The organism is Hydrogenophaga sp. BPS33, assembly GCF_009859475.1.
Lineage (GTDB): Bacteria > Pseudomonadota > Gammaproteobacteria > Burkholderiales > Burkholderiaceae_C > Hydrogenophaga.
Map to the genome: position 1 here is coordinate 5,392,803 of NZ_CP044549.1, position 16,896 is coordinate 5,409,698.

General features: G+C 66.6%; 18 protein-coding genes. 9 read left to right on the forward strand and 9 right to left on the reverse strand.

The genetic code is table 11. From position 1 onward, the window contains the following. Positions 1-124 precede the first annotated feature (124 nt). From F9K07_RS24875 to nadB, 4 genes are read left to right on the forward strand one after another with little or no spacing between them, the layout of a single operon-like run. Positions 125-1,126, forward strand: a complete 1,002-nt coding sequence (locus tag F9K07_RS24875) for a GlxA family transcriptional regulator (RefSeq protein ID WP_201451478.1) — start codon at positions 125-127, stop codon at positions 1,124-1,126. Positions 1,127-1,166: 40 nt separating this feature from the next. Beyond that, positions 1,167-1,379, forward strand: a complete 213-nt coding sequence (locus tag F9K07_RS24880; protein WP_159595962.1) for a DUF3460 family protein — start codon at positions 1,167-1,169, stop codon at positions 1,377-1,379. Positions 1,380-1,404: 25 nt separating this feature from the next. Then, a complete protein-coding gene (locus F9K07_RS24885) occupies positions 1,405-2,253 on the forward strand; it encodes a segregation and condensation protein A (RefSeq protein WP_159595963.1) in 849 nt (282 codons plus the stop codon). A gap of 58 nt (positions 2,254-2,311) precedes the next feature. Then, complete coding sequence (nadB, locus tag F9K07_RS24890; protein ID WP_159595964.1) at positions 2,312-3,910, forward strand: L-aspartate oxidase; 1,599 nt, start codon at positions 2,312-2,314, stop codon at positions 3,908-3,910. Between the two features lie 4 nt (positions 3,911-3,914). Here nadB and F9K07_RS24895 read toward each other — a convergent pair whose 3' ends face one another. Genes F9K07_RS24895 through nadC form a run of 3 tightly spaced genes read right to left on the reverse strand, consistent with a single transcriptional unit; the run spans position 3,915 to position 7,655 of the window. Continuing rightward, positions 3,915-5,675 carry a chorismate-binding protein gene (locus F9K07_RS24895; RefSeq protein ID WP_236581499.1) on the reverse strand — a complete coding sequence of 587 codons (1,761 nt, stop codon included), beginning with the start codon at positions 5,673-5,675 and terminating at the stop codon, positions 3,915-3,917. Further along, the gene (gene nadA, locus F9K07_RS24900; protein WP_159595965.1) at positions 5,672-6,784 is read right to left on the reverse strand and encodes a quinolinate synthase NadA; all 1,113 of its coding nucleotides are present in this window, start codon (positions 6,782-6,784) and stop codon (positions 5,672-5,674) included. The genes F9K07_RS24895 and nadA overlap by 4 nt, the downstream gene beginning before the upstream one ends. A gap of 7 nt (positions 6,785-6,791) precedes the next feature. Continuing rightward, positions 6,792-7,655: a carboxylating nicotinate-nucleotide diphosphorylase gene (gene nadC / locus F9K07_RS24905; RefSeq protein WP_159595966.1), complete on the reverse strand. Its 864-nt coding sequence runs from the start codon at positions 7,653-7,655 to the stop codon at positions 6,792-6,794. Positions 7,656-7,729: 74 nt separating this feature from the next. Between nadC and panB the strand changes: the two genes are divergently transcribed. Continuing rightward, complete coding sequence (gene panB / locus F9K07_RS24910; RefSeq protein WP_159595967.1) at positions 7,730-8,617, forward strand: 3-methyl-2-oxobutanoate hydroxymethyltransferase; 888 nt, start codon at positions 7,730-7,732, stop codon at positions 8,615-8,617. Positions 8,618-8,640: 23 nt separating this feature from the next. On the opposite strand, the gene F9K07_RS24915 is transcribed toward panB, so the two are convergent. Together F9K07_RS24915 and F9K07_RS24920 are read right to left on the reverse strand one after the other, a co-directional pair. After that, positions 8,641-9,465: a hypothetical protein gene (locus F9K07_RS24915; protein WP_159595968.1), complete on the reverse strand. Its 825-nt coding sequence runs from the start codon at positions 9,463-9,465 to the stop codon at positions 8,641-8,643. After that, positions 9,462-9,842, reverse strand: coding sequence for a hypothetical protein (locus F9K07_RS24920; protein ID WP_159595969.1), 381 nt, complete (start codon positions 9,840-9,842; stop codon positions 9,462-9,464). The genes F9K07_RS24915 and F9K07_RS24920 overlap by 4 nt, the downstream gene beginning before the upstream one ends. A gap of 507 nt (positions 9,843-10,349) precedes the next feature. Here F9K07_RS24920 and panC point away from each other — a divergent pair. Continuing rightward, positions 10,350-11,201, forward strand: coding sequence for a pantoate--beta-alanine ligase (gene panC / locus F9K07_RS24925; protein WP_159595970.1), 852 nt, complete (start codon positions 10,350-10,352; stop codon positions 11,199-11,201). 36 nt (positions 11,202-11,237) lie between these two features. On the opposite strand, the gene F9K07_RS24930 is transcribed toward panC, so the two are convergent. From F9K07_RS24930 to F9K07_RS24945, 4 genes are all read right to left on the reverse strand, one after another. Further along, positions 11,238-12,263, reverse strand: coding sequence for an NAD(P)H-dependent glycerol-3-phosphate dehydrogenase (locus F9K07_RS24930; RefSeq protein WP_159595971.1), 1,026 nt, complete (start codon positions 12,261-12,263; stop codon positions 11,238-11,240). A 33-nt stretch (positions 12,264-12,296) separates the two neighbouring features. Further along, a complete protein-coding gene (secB, locus tag F9K07_RS24935) occupies positions 12,297-12,758 on the reverse strand; it encodes a protein-export chaperone SecB (protein ID WP_159595972.1) in 462 nt (153 codons plus the stop codon). Between the two features lie 103 nt (positions 12,759-12,861). Further along, entirely contained in the window at positions 12,862-13,119 is a 258-nt protein-coding gene (grxC, locus tag F9K07_RS24940) for a glutaredoxin 3 (RefSeq protein ID WP_159595973.1), read from the reverse strand. A gap of 39 nt (positions 13,120-13,158) precedes the next feature. Further along, positions 13,159-13,569: a rhodanese-like domain-containing protein gene (locus F9K07_RS24945; RefSeq protein WP_159595974.1), complete on the reverse strand. Its 411-nt coding sequence runs from the start codon at positions 13,567-13,569 to the stop codon at positions 13,159-13,161. A 113-nt stretch (positions 13,570-13,682) separates the two neighbouring features. Between F9K07_RS24945 and gpmA the strand changes: the two genes are divergently transcribed. From gpmA to F9K07_RS24960, 3 genes are all read left to right on the forward strand, one after another. Continuing rightward, a complete protein-coding gene (gpmA, locus tag F9K07_RS24950; protein ID WP_159595975.1) occupies positions 13,683-14,426 on the forward strand; it encodes a 2,3-diphosphoglycerate-dependent phosphoglycerate mutase in 744 nt (247 codons plus the stop codon). A 152-nt stretch (positions 14,427-14,578) separates the two neighbouring features. Then, the gene (locus F9K07_RS24955) at positions 14,579-16,060 is read left to right on the forward strand and encodes a S41 family peptidase (protein WP_159597097.1); all 1,482 of its coding nucleotides are present in this window, start codon (positions 14,579-14,581) and stop codon (positions 16,058-16,060) included. Between the two features lie 34 nt (positions 16,061-16,094). Beyond that, complete coding sequence (locus F9K07_RS24960; RefSeq protein ID WP_159595976.1) at positions 16,095-16,874, forward strand: HesA/MoeB/ThiF family protein; 780 nt, start codon at positions 16,095-16,097, stop codon at positions 16,872-16,874. The last annotated feature ends 22 nt before the right edge of the window (positions 16,875-16,896 follow it).

Sequence of the window (16,896 nt, forward strand, 5' to 3'; positions counted from 1 at the left end):
CACAATACCGGCGATTGCGCGCAAGCGAAACCCCAGGCCGGGCGTCTCGCGCCCGATTGGCCGCAGCGCCCACCAGAATGGCCGAATCGGAACGGCACCCTCCCAACACACCCCTCGTCAGCGCATGAAGGATCCTCTGTACGCCTCGCCCATCCGGGTGGATCTGGTCGTGTATCCGGGCTTCAAGTCCCTCGAGGCGATCGGCACCATGAGCGTGTTCGAATACGCCAACATCCACCTCGCGAACAGCGGCCGTGCGCCTGGCTACACGATCCGGATCGCCTCCACGCGGGCCGCGGCGATCGCCTCGGACTTGCCGATGACCCTGGAAGCCACGCACGTTCTGGACGCGGACGACCTGCCCGACGTCGCCGTGATCGTCGGCGCCCGCGCCATCGAAGAGGCCCTGGCATCGAACCCTTCCCTGGTGGATTGGGCCCGTCTGGCCGCCCCCAAGCTGCACCGGTTGGTGGGCCTGTGTTCCGGCAGCTTCTTCCTGGCGCAGGCCGGCGTGCTGGACGGCCTGCGTGCCACCACCCACTGGAGCGCGGCGGATCGGTTGAAACACCAGTTCAAGAACGTGGAAGTCGAGGCTGACGCGATCTACATCCGCGCCGGCCATCTCTGGACGTCCGCGGGCGTCACCGCCTGCATTGACCTGGCACTGGCACTGGTGGAAGAAGACTTCGGCCGCTCCCTGGCCCTGGCGGTCGCGCGCGATCTGGTGGTCTACCTGCGCCGCACCGGCGGGCAGTCCCAATACAGCATGCACCTGGCCAGCCAGAACACCACCCACACCGGCATCCGCGAGACACAGGACTGGATCCTCTCGAACATCGCCATGCCGATGAAACTGGGCGAGCTGGCGAACCGTGCGGCCATGAGCGAGCGCAACTTTCGCCGGGTGTTTCTGAAGGAAGTGGGCATCGGGCCCAACCAGTACATCGACGCGGCCCGGTTCGACAAAGCCTGCCTGCTGCTGCAGGAAGGCCACCTGCCCCTGAAGTCGGTGGCCGGGCGCGTCGGCTATACCTCCGAACAGTCGCTTCGCAAACTGTTCCTGAGGCAATCGGGCATGACCGCGGAAGACTACCGGTTGCGCTTTTGCGGCGCGCCCGCCCGTTAAAATCGCCCACTTCTCCCTTCGCGCACCCTTCGAGCCCGCCATGTCCTTCTTCCGCCGCCCCGACTACCAGTCCGACACGACGCAGTTCATCGAACAGCTCAAGGCCAGCCGGCCGGGCCTGGAAGCCTCGCAGCGCCAGGGACGCGCGCTGCTCTGGGACAAGCAGATCGACCGCCAGTTCCAGGCAGAAGCGCAGGACGCCCGCGTTCCCCAGAAGCCCTACGTCTACCAGACCGGCTCCGACTTCACCTGATCACCGCCGACGACCGCGTCCCTACATGAGCGATCCGCACACGCTCAACGAGGCCCCGCAGGGCCTGGACGAAGTCCTGCCCTCGGTCGTGGACCATGTCGCGCTGGCGCGGCTCTATGGCGAACCGCTGTTTGCCATGCCGCGCGACCTGTACATCCCGCCCGACGCGCTGCAGATCTTTCTCGAAGCGTTCGAAGGTCCGCTGGATCTGCTGCTGTACCTGATCCGCAAGCAGAACTTCAACATCCTCGACATTCCCATGGCCGGGGTGACGCGCCAGTACCTGAGCTACGTCGACGAAATCCGCGCCAGCAACCTGGAGCTGGCCGCCGAGTACCTGCTGATGGCGGCGATGCTGATCGAGATCAAGTCGCGCATGCTGCTGCCGCCCAAGAAGACGGCCGAGGGCGAGGAAGCCGAAGACCCGCGCGCCGAACTCGTGCGCCGCTTGCTCGAGTACGAGCAGATGAAGCTGGCCGCGCAGCGGCTCACAGAGGTGCCGCAGTACGGGCGCGATTTCCTGCGCGCGCAGGTCTATGTGGAACAGGCCCTGGCACCGCGCTTCCCCGATGTGAGCGCGCTCGACCTGCAAAGCGCCTGGCGCGACATCCTCAAGCGCGCCAAGCTGGTGCAGCACCACAAGATCAGCCGCGAAGAACTCTCGGTGCGCGAACACATGAGCATCGTGCTGCGCCAGTTGCAGGGCCGCAAGTTCGTCGAGTTCGGCGAGCTGTTCGACGTCAGCCGAGGCTCGCCAGTGCTCGTGGTCACCTTCATCGCCATGCTCGAACTGGCCAAGGAAACGCTGATCGAGCTCACACAGGCCGAGGCGTTCGCCCCCATCTACGTGCGGCTGGCCTACACACCGGCCTGACCCCAACCCTGCGCACCCGACCGCCGCGAGAGCGGCATCCCTGCCACCCCGAGACACCATGACCGACCTGCACCGCTTCGACGTCCTCATCATCGGCAGCGGCCTGGCCGGCCTCACCACCGCGCTGCACCTGGCCAAGAGCCACCGCGTGGCCGTGGTCACCAAACGCGCCTTGAGCGACGGTTCGAGCAATTGGGCCCAGGGCGGCATCGCGGCCGTGCTGGCCGAAGGCGACACTGTGGACTCGCACGTCGAGGACACCCTGGTGGCCGGCGCAGGCCTGTGCGACCTCGAAGCCACGCAATTCACCGTGGAAAACGCGCCCGCTGCCATCGCCTGGCTGCAGGAGCTGGGCGTGCCGTTCTCGCTGGAAGACGGGGAGCTGCACCTCACGCGCGAAGGCGGTCACAGCCACCGCCGCATCGTGCACGCGGCCGACGCCACGGGCGCGGCGGTGCAGGCCACGCTGATGGAGCGCGTGCGCGCCACGCCGGAGATCCAACTGTTCGAGCACCACATGCTGGTCGACCTGATCACCGATCGGCAACTTCCCGCAGATGCCCAGGCGCGGCGCTGCCTCGGCGCCTACGTGCTCGACACGGTGCGCGACGAAGTGGTCACCTTCAGCGCCACACACACCGTGCTGGCCACGGGCGGCGCGGGCAAGGTCTACCTGTACACCACCAACCCCGACACCGCCACCGGCGACGGCATCGCCGCGGCCTGGCGCGCGGGTTGCCAGGTGGGCAACATGGAATTCATCCAGTTCCACCCGACCTGCCTGTTCCACCCCCATGCCAAGAGTTTTCTGATTTCCGAGGCGGTGCGCGGCGAGGGCGGCCTTCTCAAGCTGCCGCCGCACCTGGGCAGCCACCGCTTCATGCCCGACCACGACCCGCGCGCCGAACTCGCGCCGCGCGACGTGGTGGCGCGCGCGATCGATTTCGAGATGAAGAAGCACGGGCTGGATTGCGTGCACCTGGACATATCGCACCAGAGCCCCGAGTTCCTGCAACACCACTTCCCCAACATCCTGGCGCGCTGCGCCGAGCTGGGCATCGACATCACGAAAGAGCCCATTCCCGTGGTGCCGGCCGCGCACTACACCTGCGGCGGCGTGGTGACCGACCTGGCCGGCCGCACCGGTCTCGCCGGCCTGTACGCGGTGGGCGAAACCACCTGCACCGGCCTGCACGGCGCCAACCGCCTGGCCAGCAATTCGCTGGTGGAGTGCATGGTGTTCGCGCAAGGCGCGGTCAACGCCATCCGCACCGCCGCTGCACCGCAGACGCCGCCAGCCTTGCCATTGTGGGACGACAGCCGCGTGACCGATGCCGACGAACACGTGGTGATCTCGCACAACTGGGACGAGCTGCGCCGCTTCATGTGGGACTACGTCGGCATCGTGCGCACCAACAAACGCCTGGAGCGCGCGGCGCACCGCATCGCCTTGCTGCAATCGGAAATCCAGGAGTTCTACGCACAGTTCCACGTCACGCGCGACCTGCTGGAGCTGCGCAACCTGGTGCAGGTCGCCGACCTGATCGTGCAATCGGCCAAGCTGCGACACGAGAGCCGCGGGCTGCATTTCAGCCGCGACTACCCAACGCTGCTGCCCGAGGCGAAGCCGACCATTCTGGTGCCAGCCGCGCGCTGAGCGCTCAAGCCCCGGTCTCCAACACCGCCGGCAACCAGCCGCGCAGGCTGTTGAAGAACGCGATCTCGCGCACGCGCTGCAAAGCCGACACCGACACCACCGCCTCGCGCACCCGGCCCTCTTCCAGGGCCACCTCGCGCCCGATACCGGGCAACAAGCCACAGTCCAGCGCTGGCGTGACCCAGCCCTGCTCGCCTTCCAGGCGCAGCGCCACGTTGCCGCGCGTGCACTCGGTCAGCTCGCCATCGTCGTTCCACAGCAGCGTGTCGAACACGCCGGGCAACACGCATTCGGCCGCCTCGTAGGCCGCGCGGTGCGTGGTCTTGTGGCGCACAAACGGCGAATGCGCCGCGGCGAACGCGTGGCGGGCGAGCACCAGGCGCACCGGACCCGGCGTGGGCGCCATGGCGTGCGCGCTGGCCTGCATGCGCCCATCGCGCGCGCACAACACGCGCACGCGCCACAGCCCCCGGGGATGCGCGAGCACGAGTGCCTCCAGCGCCGCGTGCCAGGTTTCTGCTCGCCACACGAATCCCAGTTGCGCGGCGGAGCGGGCCATGCGTTCGCGGTGGCGCGCGCCGTGCTGCCATTGGCCTTCTTCCAGCGACAGCGTTTCCAGCAATTCGAAAGTTTGGGCGGCGCGCGCGGCGAAGGCCGCCTTGTATTGCCACTCGCGCCACTCGGCGCGCGGGCGCGACCCGGACGTGATGCCGCTGCCCACGCCCAGGCTCAAGGTGTCACCGCGCGCCACCACGGTGCGGATGCCCACGTTGAACGTGGCACCACCACCCGGGCGCAACACCCCGACCGCGCCGCAATAGACCCCGCGCGGGCCAGCCTCGTGCCGCACGATGCGCCGCATCGCCTGCCGTTTGGGCGCGCCCGTCACGGAGCCACAGGGAAACAAGGCTTGCAAGACTTCGAACAAGCGCGTGCCCGCAGGGGTGCGCGCGCGCACGTCGGAGGTCATCTGCCACACCGACGACAAAGGCTGGACATCGAACAAGCTGGGCACGTTCACCGAGCCCGGCAGCGCCACGCGCGAAAGATCGTTGCGCAGCAGGTCGACCACCATCACGTTCTCGGCACGCTCCTTCGGACAGGACGCCAGCCGCGCGGCCTGCGCCGCATCGTCGTGCGTGTCGCGACCGCGGCAGGCCGTGCCCTTCATGGGCCGGGTGAGCACCGCATCGCCGTCCCAGTCGAAGAACAGCTCGGGCGACACGCTGAGCACTTGCTGGCCGCCGCTGTCGACGTAGGCCGCGTACGCGCCCGGTTGTTCGCGCTGCAGAGCGGTGAACACATCGAGCGCACGGCCCTGTCGCAACGCGCCCTGCCAACGCGCGGTGTGGTTGACCTGGTAGACCTCGCCCTCGCCAATGGCCTGCAGCAGTTCGGCCAGCGTGGCATCAAAGCCGGCCCGTGCGCACGGCGCATCGGCCCAGTCGACCCGCACCGCTTCGCCGGGCGACGGTGCCGCACCGCGCTCGATGGGTGCATCGTGCACACCGAACCAGGCCAGTGGGCCAGCGGGTGCGTGCGTGGGCAAGGCGGGGTCGAAGGCGGCAGCGGCTTCATAGGCCAACCAGCCCACCACCCAGGCACCGCCACGCGCGGCGGATTCGGCGGCTTCGATCACCGACCGGACGTCGGACAAGGTATCGGCGCGAAGCACCTCGCGAGGTACGCCGAAGTCGAGTTGCAGCGCGCCGTGCGACGCCAACCCGCTCGCCGCAAAGGCGATGCGGGCGTGGACAGGGCTCACGCCGCGCCGATGTTGGGCACGAGCGCGCCCGGATTCTGGCCGTTGCGCTGCGCGCCGGTGAAGGCCAGCATGCGGTCGATCGGCATGCGCGCGCGCGGGATCAGCGCCGGATCGACGTGGATCTCGTTCAAGCCCTTCTCCAGGATCTGCGCCACACCGGCCAGGCCGTTCATGGCCATCCAGGGGCAGTGCGCGCAGCTCTTGCAGGTGGCGCTGTTGCCCGCGGTGGGCGCTTCGATGAACACCTTGCCCGGGTTCTGCTGGCGCAGCATGTGCATCATGCCGTTGTCGGTGGCCACGATGAACTCGGTGGCGTCAAAGGTGCGCGCGGCCTTCAGGATGGCCGAGGTCGAGCCCACGGCATCGGCCAGTGCGATCACGTCGGCCGGGCTCTCCGGGTGCACCAGCACCTTGGCCTTGGGGTGTTCCTTCTTGAGAGCTTCGAGTTCAAAGGCCTTGAACTCGTCGTGCACGATGCACGAGCCCGACCACATCACCATGTCCGCGCCGGTCTCGCGTTCGATGTAGGCGCCCAGGTGCTTGTCGGGCGCCCACAGGATCTTGTGGCCCTTTTCCTTGAGCGCACTCACGATGTCGAGCGCGCAGCTGGACGTGACCAGCCAGTCCGCGCGCGCCTTCACCGCCGCACTGGTGTTGGCGTACACCACCACCGTGCGGTCCGGGTGTGCGTCGCAGAAGGCGCTGAATTCGTCGATCGGGCAACCCAGGTCGAGCGAGCAGTTGGCGTCCAGGTCGGGCATGAGCACGGTCTTCTCCGGGCTCAGGATCTTGGCGGTCTCGCCCATGAAGCGCACGCCCGAGACCACCAGCGTGGTGGCGGCATGGTCGCGGCCGAAGCGCGCCATTTCCAGCGAATCGCTCACGATGCCACCGGTTTCAATGGCAAGGTCCTGCAGGTCCGGGTGCACGTAGTAATGCGACACCATCACCGCATTGCGCTCCTTGAGCAATTGCCGGATGCGCTCCTTGAGCGCGGCGCGCTGCCTGGGGCCCGGTTCGACGGGCACGCGCGCCCACGCGTGCTGCGTGGGGCAGGCCGGTTGCTCGTATTCGACGTCGATCACGTCGCTGGAATCGTGGGTGGTCATGTTTGCTTCAGAGCGTCTGGAAACGCATGGAGAAGTCGGTGGCTTTCACATCTTTGGTCAACGCGCCGATGGAGATGCGGTCAACCCCGGTTTCTGCAAGAGCGCGCACGGTGTCCATGTTCACGCCGCCCGAAATTTCGAGCACCGCGCGACCGGCATTGCGGCGCACGGCTTCGTGCAGCGTGGACAGGTCCATATTGTCCAACAGCACCATGGTGGCGCCGCAGGACAGGGCTTCGTCGAGCTGCTCCAGCGTTTCCACCTCGATCTCGACGAACTGCGCCGCTGGCGCGGTCTCGCGCACCCGCTGCAGCACCTGGGCCACGCCCCCGGCGGCAGCGATGTGGTTTTCCTTGATCAGCACCGCGTCGTACAAGCCGATGCGGTGGTTCACCCCGCCACCGGTCTTCACCGCGTACTTTTGCGCCAGACGCAGCCCGGGCAGGGTCTTGCGCGTGTCCACGATCTGGGCCCGCGTGCCCGCCACGGCATCCACGAAAGTGGCCGTGCGCGTGGCCACGGCCGAGAGCAATTGCAGAAAATTGAGCGCCGTGCGCTCGGCGGTGAGCAGCGGTTGCGCACGGCCTTCGATGGTGAGCACGGTCTGCTCGGCCTCGCAGCGCTGGCCTTCGCGCACGTGCCAGGTCAATGTGGCCTGCGGGTCTAGCGCGAGCACTGCCGCTTCCACCCACGGCGCGCCGCACAGCACGGCCGCCTCACGCGCGAGAATGCGCGCCCGCGCGGGGCGCTCGCGGTCCACCAGGGCGGCGGTCAGGTCGCCGGCTCCGACGTCTTCTTCCAGAGCCCGCTCGACATCGCGGCGGGCCAGTTCCTGCAGGTGGGACAGCGTGAATTCAGGGGCTCGATTCATGGGGCGCAAGCATAGCGGTTTGGTCTATAGTGCCGCATTCTCACCCACCCCCCTCCCGCACTGCGGAAACCGACATGAGCACCCCCACGAATTCCACGCCCATGGCCACGCCTTACGGCACGCTGCCCGCGTCCTCGCCTCTGCCCGCGCGCAAGCCGGTCAGCCTGCCGCGCCTGAACGAGCTGCGCGAACGCGGCGAGAAGATCACCATGCTCACCGCCTACGACGCCACCTTCGCGGCCGTGGCCGACGCGGCCGGTGTGGAATGCATTCTGGTGGGCGACTCGCTCGGCATGGTCTGCCAGGGCCTGCCCAGCACCGCGGGCGTGACGCTGGAAACCATGGTCTACCACGTGGAGAGCGTGGCACGCGGCATGCGGCGCGTGCAGGGCACGGCCTGGCTGCTGGGCGACCTGCCGTTCGGCAGCTACCACGAGTCGAAGGAACAGGCCATGCGCAGCGCGGCGCAATTGGTGCACGCCGGCGCGCACATGGTCAAGATCGAAGGCGGCGGCTGGACGGCGGAAACGGTGCGCTTTCTGGTCGAGCGCGGCATCCCGGTGTGCGCGCACCTGGGCCTCACGCCCCAGACCGTGCACGCCCTGGGCGGCTACCGCGTGCAAGGCCGCGGCGACGCGGCGGCGCTCACCCTCAAGCGCCACGCCCTGGAGCTGCAGGACGCGGGCGCGACCATGCTGGTGCTGGAAATGGTGCCGGCCGCACTGTCGGCCGAGATCACGACCCAACTGCCCCAGTGCCACACCATCGGCATCGGCGCGGGCAAAGGCACGGCGGGCCAGGTGCTGGTGATGCACGACATGCTCGGCATCAACCTCGGCAAGAACCCGAAGTTCGTGCGCAACTTCATGGAGGGTGCGAGCAGCGTGCGCGATGCGATGGCGGCCTACGTGGCCGCGGTGAAGGACGGCAGCTTTCCCAACGACGAACTGCACGCCTGGTAGGCAGCAGGCATGCAGGGCCTGTCTCAGTTGGTGGGCGTCTGGCGCTTTTCAGTGCCTTGCGTGACCGGGATGGCTGCGGCCTTGTACTGAACGAGTTGGCCACCTTTCACCGTGAGGTTCAGGGTGGCTTCCAGAGCCTGACGGCTTTCAGCCGTCAGGTTTTCCGCGTTCGAGGCGCTCGACACGGCGCGCGGGCTCTTCTTTTCATCCCATAGCAACATGTCGAGCGAGTTTTGCACCTCATCCAGGTAGGCGACGGCCGCCTTGCTGCCATCGTCCTGCTGCGCGCCCAACAGATTTCGAATGAGCCGGCCTTCGCCCGTGGACAAGCTGGCGAGCAACGATTCCATTCCCTTTGCATAGAGCGGGTCTACACCCACGCGTTCTCCGGAACTTTGGGTGCCACGAACTTTGCCTCCGATCCAGTCGGCAATGCCTTCTTCGAGAAAGTCCCAATTCAACTTTTCGTACGCGGACAAACTCTCGCTCGCGACAGCCGCCGACTCTAAGAGCAGGGTCGTCACCTGGCTGGGCTTGGAGTCTGTCAGCAGTGGTCTGAACGCCTTGCGGAACTTGGCCGCAATGTCCGCCTTGCGCTCCTTAATGGCGTCTTCCACGCCGGTCTTGGCGCATGCGAGTTCCGGCGTCAAAACGTCTTGCTCCACGAGCGTTCTCAGGAGGGCAAGCAGTTGCGCATCCGGCGGGGTTATTGGGTCTGTGAATTTCTGCGAGGTGCCGTAGGGTCTGGCGTTTGTGATCAGCTCATCGTATTTGTTTTGCTCGACCACCTGGATGCGAGCACTGACATCCGTTTGAAGTTGAAGAGGTGAAACGCCCGCAATGATCACCCCTCCGCGACGAGGAAATCGACGGATGCCTTCAGCCGCCCAAGCCGCGGAAGATCGCTTCCCTTGAGAATCGTCTGCGCGGTCTTGACTCTCTCTTCAGCACTCTTCCTGCGAAGAATCTGCTGCACCAGAGACTCTGCATGTTGATCGACTCCTCTCACGCCGGCCAGCGTAAGCCTGGCGCCTGGGAGCATGGCGTTGTCGGGCGTATCAGGCCGCACCATGCGCTCAAGTGAAGCCGTCAACGTGCGCAAAGTGACAAGTTCTTCTTTGGCGTAATCCCTGATTTTTTTCTGTCCATCGTCCAATCGGGGCAGCAGATGGCGGAGGCGAGCGCCACACGCATCGGCCACGAAACCTGGCTTACGCAGACGCATCGTTTCTGCTGCCAGTAACTCTTCCCTCAACGATGCGAGTTCGGGATCCGCCTTTGCGACTTTGTTTTCTACATCGTCTGCATCGATGCGACGCCACCCGCTCGCCCACTGCTTGCGCGGGGATCACCCGATTGGACCTTCGTAAACCAATTGGTGGCCCCTACGGACGTATCGCGCGCGCTTCTCAACGGCCTCGATTGCGGCGGCGTGGTGGTCGGCGGCATTTGCGGCTGGCGCTCTGCGGCTGAGGGCTGGGACGATGGGTACCCAGTGACAGAGGTTTGGCGCTGGAATTGTTCATTTGATCGTCCTTTGTCCACAATGCGGGATAGCGGCTGTTCAACGGACGCCCCGTGCGACCGCTGATTGCAAGTTACAAGTAATAAGGGTTTGAACAAGGTTCCGAGATCCCCCGGGGCGTATGCCCGCCATCGGTTGAGGCAGCGGCCACGGGCGCGCGGCGATAATCCCCCCCGGCCAGCCGTTGCGGCCCCATCTGATCACCGCATGAAACTCGTTCACACCCTCGAAGATCTGCGCGCCACGCTGCGCCCGTTCAACGCACCAGCCCTGGTGCCCACCATGGGCAACCTGCACAGCGGCCACCTCGATCTCGTGCGCGCCGCCAAGCCCCTGGGCGACGTCACCGTCACCAGCATCTTCGTCAACCGCCTGCAGTTCGCCCCGCACGAAGACTTCGACACCTACCCCCGCACACTGCAGGCCGATTGCGACAAGCTCGCGGCCGAGGGCTGCGACGTGGTGTTCGCGCCCGCCGAGAAAGAGCTATACCCCGAGCCGCAGGGCTTCAAGATCCAGCCGCCCACCGAGTTGGCCGACATCCTCGAAGGCCACTTCCGCCCGGGCTTCTTCACGGGCGTTTGCACCGTGGTGATGAAGCTGTTCCTGTGCGCGCTCACCGAAGCCAAGGGGCCGCGCTTTGCGGTCTTCGGGCAGAAGGACTACCAGCAACAGATGGTGATCCGCAACATGGTGCGCCAGTTCGCGCTGCCGGTTCAGATCGTGAGCGTGCCCACGCAGCGCGCCGCCGACGGCCTGGCGCTGAGTTCGCGCAACGGTTACCTGAGCGAGAGCGAACGCACGGAGGCGGTGCAGCTGTCCCTGGCGCTGCGCGCGCTCGGTCGCGATGCGCTGGCCGCCGCCGACGGTCTGGCACGCCATCTGCCCGCGCTGGAAGAACGCGCCATGAAAGACTTGGCCGCGCGCGGCTGGAAGCCCGACTACCTCACCGTGCGCCGCCGCGCCGACCTGCAGACACCACAGGCGGGCGACCCGCTCGTGGTGCTGGGCGCCGCGCGCCTGGGCACCACGCGGTTGATCGACAACTTCGAGATATAGAACGTCCCCCGCGCTGGCCCTTCGGGGCGTGCCGAACTACAGCCCCTCTTCCTTCGGGTCGCGTCCCATGAGCGTGGCCACGGCCTGGCCAGGCTGCAGGCGCCCTTCCAACAGCGCCACCACGCCTTCGCTGATCGGCATGTCCACGCCGAGCAAACGCGCGCGTTGCACCACGGTGCGTGCGCTGTAGACGCCTTCGGCCACGTGGCCCAGGGAATCCACCGCCTGCGCGAGGCTCAGGCCTTGCGCCAGCAACTGCCCCACCTTGCGGTTGCGCGAGAGGTCGCCAGTCGCCGTCAGCACGAGGTCACCCAGGCCCGACAGGCCCATGAAGGTGTCGGCACGCGCGCCCAGCGCCAGTCCCAGGCGCGTCATCTCGGCGAGCCCTCGCGTGACCAGTGCGGCACGCGCATTGAGACCGAGGTTCAACCCGTCGCACAGGCCGGTGGCGATGGCCAGCACGTTCTTCACCGCACCGCCCACTTCGACACCCACGATGTCGTCGTTCGCGTACACGCGCAAGCTGCTGCTGTGAAAGGCAGCCACCAGGAGTTCTCGAACCTCGGCGTGTTCGCTCGCCGCCACCAGTGCCGTGGGCTGGCCCGTGGCCACTTCCTGTGCGAAGCTGGGACCGCTGAGCACGCCTCCCTTGAGATGCGGCGCCGCTTGCGCGCGCACTTCGTGCCCGAGCAGACCGGCCACGGCGCTGTCGCCTTGCGGCGCTTCGAAGCCCTTGCAAAGCCAGGCCACGGGCGCGGGATGCTCGGCCAGGGCTTGCAACATGCCGCGCAGACCGGACATGGGCGTGCCAATGACCACCAGATCGGCCTGTGCCAAGGCCGGCGCGGCCTCCTGCAGCGGACCGGACAGGATGTGCAATGCAGGCGGCAGCCCCACGCCTGGCAAGTAGCGGCGGTTCTCACGCCGGGCCTGCATGTCGCTGGCCTGCTGCGCATCGCGCGCCCACAGGGCCACGCGGCGGTTCGCGCCGCCTTGCGCGGCGGCCGCGCCAATGGCCAGCGCGGTGCCCCAGGCACCGGCTCCCAGCACAACGATGTTCATCGGGCCTTGGTCGACCAGCCGATGGACGAGGCCTTACTGCGTGATGATGCGCGACGCGCCGTCGGACGCGGCCTGCGCCTGCTGCTGCTCGTACATCGCCTGGAAGTTGATTTCGGCCAGATGCACGGGCGGAAAACCACCGCGTTGCACGATGTCCGCCACGTTGCTGCGCAGGTAGGGGTAGACGATCTGCGGACAGGCGATGCCCATGATCGGGCCCATCTGGTCTTCGGGCAGGTGGCGGATTTCAAAGATGCCGGCCTGTTTGGCCTCGACCAGGAACACGGTCTTGTCCTTGATCTTGGTGGTCACGGTGGCGGTCACGCAGACTTCGAACACGCCATCGGCCACGGCGCCGGCTTCCACACCCAGCTGGATGTCCACGCTGGGCTGCTCCTGCTCCAGCAGGATGGCGGGCGAATTGGGCTGCTCCAAAGACGCTTCCTTGAGGTAGACGCGCTGGATCTGGAAGATGGGGTCCTGGTTTTCTGCCATGGTGCAATCTCGGATGGGTAGGAGCAAAAACAAACCCGCCGGGGATCGAAGTCCCTGCGGCGGGCACGGGGCCGATTATGTCAGCCCGGCACGTGCGCTCGGCTCAGGCTTGCAACAAAGGCTCCAGCCCGCCGCGCCCTTCGAGCGCATGCAGATCGTCGCAGCCGCCCACGTGTGTGTCGCCAATGAAGATCTGCGGCACGCTCGTGCGCCCGGTCAGCTGGGTCATGTGGGCGCGCAGGTCGGGCTTGCCATCGACAAAGATTTCTTCCAGATCCACCACCCCCTTGCGATCGAGCAGGGCCCGCGCCCTGCTGCAATAGGGGCAGTACGCGCTGGTGAACATCTTGACTTTTGCCATGTGGAAATCCTCTGAGACCAAACGAAACAGTCTCGATGATCAGGTTTTTTCCACGGGCAGGCCGGCCTTGTGCCAAGCGCCCATGCCGCCGGTCAGGGATTGCGCATTCTCATAACCCAGCTTCTTCGCGATCGCCACACCTCGGTTCGCTGAGGCACCGTTGGCGCACACGAAGATCAGCTGGGCGGCCTTGTTCTTGATCGTGCCGGGCAGCCGGGTTTCCAGCTCGCCCAGCGGCACGTTCTTCGCGCCGATCACATGGCCCTCGGCGAACGCGGCCGCATCGCGCAGGTCCACCACAAACGCCTTTTCGCGGTTCATGAGCTGCACGGCGTCCGTTGTGTTGAGGGAGCCGGCACGTCCGCCAGCGGCGGCCATGGGCCAGAGCAGGAATGCGCCAGAGGTGATGGCCACGGCAAACAAAACCCAGTTGTCGATAAAGAAACTCACAGAACCACCTTTCGAGTAAGCCCGGGATTTTAGAATGCCCGGTCGCGCCGGGGCATTCCTGCGCGCGCATCCTCTTTCTCACCGTCTGCTCTTCAACGCAAGCTCCCCCTGCCATGTACAAACTCGTCCTGATTCGCCATGGCGAATCCACCTGGAACCTGGAAAACCGCTTCACCGGCTGGACCGACGTGGATCTCACCGCCACCGGCCTGGAACAGGCCAAGAACGCCGGCCGGCTGCTCAAGGAGGGGGGTTACGACTTCGATCTGGCCTACACCAGCGTGCTCAAGCGCGCCACGCGCACGCTGTGGCATGCGCTCGACGAGATGGACCGCACCTGGCTGCCGGTGGTGCACAGCTGGCGCCTGAACGAGCGCCACTATGGCGCGCTGCAAGGCCTGAACAAGGCCGACATGGCCAAGCAATACGGCGATGAGCAGGTGCTGGTCTGGCGCCGCAGCTACGACACGCCGCCGCCGGCCCTGGAGCCCACCGACCCGCGCAGCGAGCGCGGCGACCGCCGCTACGACCGGCTCAAGCCCGAGGAGGTGCCGCTGACCGAGTGCCTCAAGGACACCGTGGCGCGCGTGCTGCCGTTCTGGAACGAGGCCATGGCCCCCGCGATCAAGGCCGGCAAGCGCGTGGTGGTGGCCGCACACGGCAACAGCATCCGCGCGCTGGTGAAGTACCTGGACGGCATTTCCGACAGCGACATCGTCGGCGTCAACATCCCCAACGGCATCCCGCTGGTCTACGAACTCGACGTCGAGCTCAAGCCCATCAAGCACTACTACCTGGGCGATGCCGAGGCCGCAGCCAAGGCCGCGGCCGCCGTGGCGGCCCAAGGCAAAGCCTGAATCGGGCGTTGTTCGCGCGCGCGCGAGAAATCGCCGCGCGGCGGCCTGGGGAACCGAAGTACCGCGCGAAGCTCCAAGGTGTATATTGGCCCGACAGGGTCCAGCGGGCTCTGCTCGGGCTTTTTTACTGGGGTATTTCGATGGCAAAACAGGTGGGCGGCAAGCTCAAGATCGTTGGCTGGGTGGCCGCGGGCGCGATCGCCGGGGCCTTGACCACGGTGCAGTTGCAGGCGGTGGCGCGGGGCTCGCTCGCACCCTTGCCGCTGGAAGAGCTGCAGCAGCTCGCGGCCGTGTTCGGCATGGTCAAGAGCGACTACGTCGAACCCGTCGACGAGAAAAAACTCATCTCCGAGGCGATCTCCGGCATGGTGGCCAGCCTCGACCCGCATTCCCAGTACTTCGACAAGAAGTCGTTCAAGGAATTCCGCGAAGGCACCAGCGGGCGCTTCGTCGGCGTGGGCATCGAGATCACGATGGAAGACGGCTTGGTCAAAGTCGTCTCCCCGATCGAGGATTCGCCCGCCTTCCGCGCCGGCCTCAAGACCAACGACTTGATCACCAAGATCGACGACACGGCGGTCAAGGGCTTGAGCATCAACGACGCCGTCAAGCTCATGCGCGGCGAGCCCCGCACCAAGGTGCTGCTCACCATCTTCCGCAAGGACGAGAACCGCAGTTTCCCGGTCACGATCACGCGCGAGGAAATCAAGACGCAGAGCGTCAAGTCGCGCCTGGTGGAGCCGGGCTACGCCTGGATCCGCGTGTCGCAATTCCAGGAGCGCACGATCGAGGACTTCTCTCGCAAGGTGGAAGACCTCTACAAGGCCGACCCCAACCTCAAGGGCCTGGTGCTGGACCTGCGCAACGACCCGGGCGGCCTGCTCGATGCGGCCGTGGCGCTCTCGGCGGCTTTCCTGCCCGAGAACGTGACCGTGGTGTCCACCAACGGGCAATTGGAAGACAGCAAGTTCGTCTACAAGGCCATCCCGCAGCACTACCTGCGCCGCAGCGGCGCCGACCCTGTGAAGCGCCTGACCGATGCCACCAAGGGCGCGCTCAAGCGCATCCCGATGGTGGTGCTGGTCAACGAAGGTTCGGCCTCGGCCAGTGAAATCGTGGCCGGCGCGCTGCAGGACCACAAGCGCGCCACCATCCTGGGCAGCCAGACCTTTGGCAAGGGTTCGGTGCAGACGGTGCGCCCCCTGGGCCCCGACACCGGCCTGAAGCTCACCACCGCGCGCTACTACACGCCCTCGGGCAACTCCATCCAGGCCAAGGGCATCGTGCCCGACGTGATGGTGGACGAGACCGCCGAAGGCAATGTGTTCGCCGCACTGCGCACCCGTGAGGCCGACCTGCAGAAGCACCTGGAAAACGGCCCCGAGGCTGGCAAGAACGGTGCCGCCATGAGCGACGCCGACCGCGCCGCGGCGCAGCAACGCGAAGAAGCCCGCGAAGCCGCGCGCAAGCGCCTGGAAGAAGAAGCCAGGAAGAACCCGAACCAGCGCCTCGTGCCCGAGTTCGGTACCGACAAGGACTTCCAGTTGCAGCAGGCGCTCAACCAGCTCAAGGGCCGCCCGGTGATGGTCAGCAAGACGCTGGAAGTGCGCACCGAAGAGAAAAAAGAGAACTGATGGAATCCGCGGGCGCTGCGCCCGCGGCACGATCTTGGACGACGCACAGCTCCTGCGCTATTCGCGCCACATCCTGCTCAACGAACTCGGCGTCGAAGGCCAGGAGGCACTGCTCGCCTCGCATGCGCTGGTGATCGGCGCGGGAGGCCTCGGCTCGCCGGTGGCGCTGTACCTGGGCAGCGCGGGCGTGGGTCGCATCACGGTGGTGGACCACGACACGGTCGATGTGACCAACCTGCAGCGCCAGATCGCCCACAACCTTGCCCGCGTGGGCCACGCCAAGGCCGAATCGGTGCGCGAGGCGGTCGCCGCGATCAACCCCGACGTGGTCGTGACACCGGTGGTGCAGCGGGCCGATGCCGCGCTGCTTGACGCGCTCGTCGCGCAAGCCGACGTGGTGCTCGACTGCACCGACAACTTTGACACCCGCCATGCCATCAACCGGGCCTGCGTGGCACACCGCAAGCCACTGGTGTCGGGCGCGGCGATCCGCATGGACGGCCAGCTCAGCGTGTACGACAGCCGCACCCCGGGCAACCCGTGTTACGCCTGCGTGTTCCCGCAAGACGCCGGCGTGGAAGAAGCCTTGTGCGCGACCATGGGTGTGTTCGCGCCGCTGGTGGGCCTGGTAGGCACCATGCAGGCCGCCGAGGCTCTCAAGCTGCTCACCGGCCTGGGCTCTCGCATCACCGGCCGCCTGCTCATGATCGATGGGCGCGATCTCGGGTTCACCTCGATCGCGCTACCGCAGAACCCGCAGTGCAAAGTCTGCAGTCACCCCCCTGCGCCGCTGCGCGGCTTCCCCCCTCTGTAGCGCGCCTTCGGCGCTTCGAGGG

What these genes read in the sequence shown, in the direction of transcription:
- F9K07_RS24875 (WP_201451478.1), top strand. Translation starts at nt 125, where the DNA reads ATGAAGGATCCTCTGTACGCCTCGCCCATCCGGGTGGATCTGGTCGTG.
- F9K07_RS24880 (WP_159595962.1), top strand. Translation starts at nt 1,167, where the DNA reads ATGTCCTTCTTCCGCCGCCCCGACTACCAGTCCGACACGACGCAGTTC.
- F9K07_RS24885 (WP_159595963.1), top strand. Translation starts at nt 1,405, where the DNA reads ATGAGCGATCCGCACACGCTCAACGAGGCCCCGCAGGGCCTGGACGAA.
- nadB (WP_159595964.1), top strand. Translation starts at nt 2,312, where the DNA reads ATGACCGACCTGCACCGCTTCGACGTCCTCATCATCGGCAGCGGCCTG.
- nadA (WP_159595965.1), bottom strand. Translation starts at nt 6,784, where the DNA reads ATGACCACCCACGATTCCAGCGACGTGATCGACGTCGAATACGAGCAA.
- nadC (WP_159595966.1), bottom strand. Translation starts at nt 7,655, where the DNA reads ATGAATCGAGCCCCTGAATTCACGCTGTCCCACCTGCAGGAACTGGCC.
- panB (WP_159595967.1), top strand. Translation starts at nt 7,730, where the DNA reads ATGAGCACCCCCACGAATTCCACGCCCATGGCCACGCCTTACGGCACG.
- F9K07_RS24920 (WP_159595969.1), bottom strand. Translation starts at nt 9,842, where the DNA reads ATGCGTCTGCGTAAGCCAGGTTTCGTGGCCGATGCGTGTGGCGCTCGC.
- panC (WP_159595970.1), top strand. Translation starts at nt 10,350, where the DNA reads ATGAAACTCGTTCACACCCTCGAAGATCTGCGCGCCACGCTGCGCCCG.
- F9K07_RS24930 (WP_159595971.1), bottom strand. Translation starts at nt 12,263, where the DNA reads ATGAACATCGTTGTGCTGGGAGCCGGTGCCTGGGGCACCGCGCTGGCC.
- secB (WP_159595972.1), bottom strand. Translation starts at nt 12,758, where the DNA reads ATGGCAGAAAACCAGGACCCCATCTTCCAGATCCAGCGCGTCTACCTC.
- grxC (WP_159595973.1), bottom strand. Translation starts at nt 13,119, where the DNA reads ATGGCAAAAGTCAAGATGTTCACCAGCGCGTACTGCCCCTATTGCAGC.
- gpmA (WP_159595975.1), top strand. Translation starts at nt 13,683, where the DNA reads ATGTACAAACTCGTCCTGATTCGCCATGGCGAATCCACCTGGAACCTG.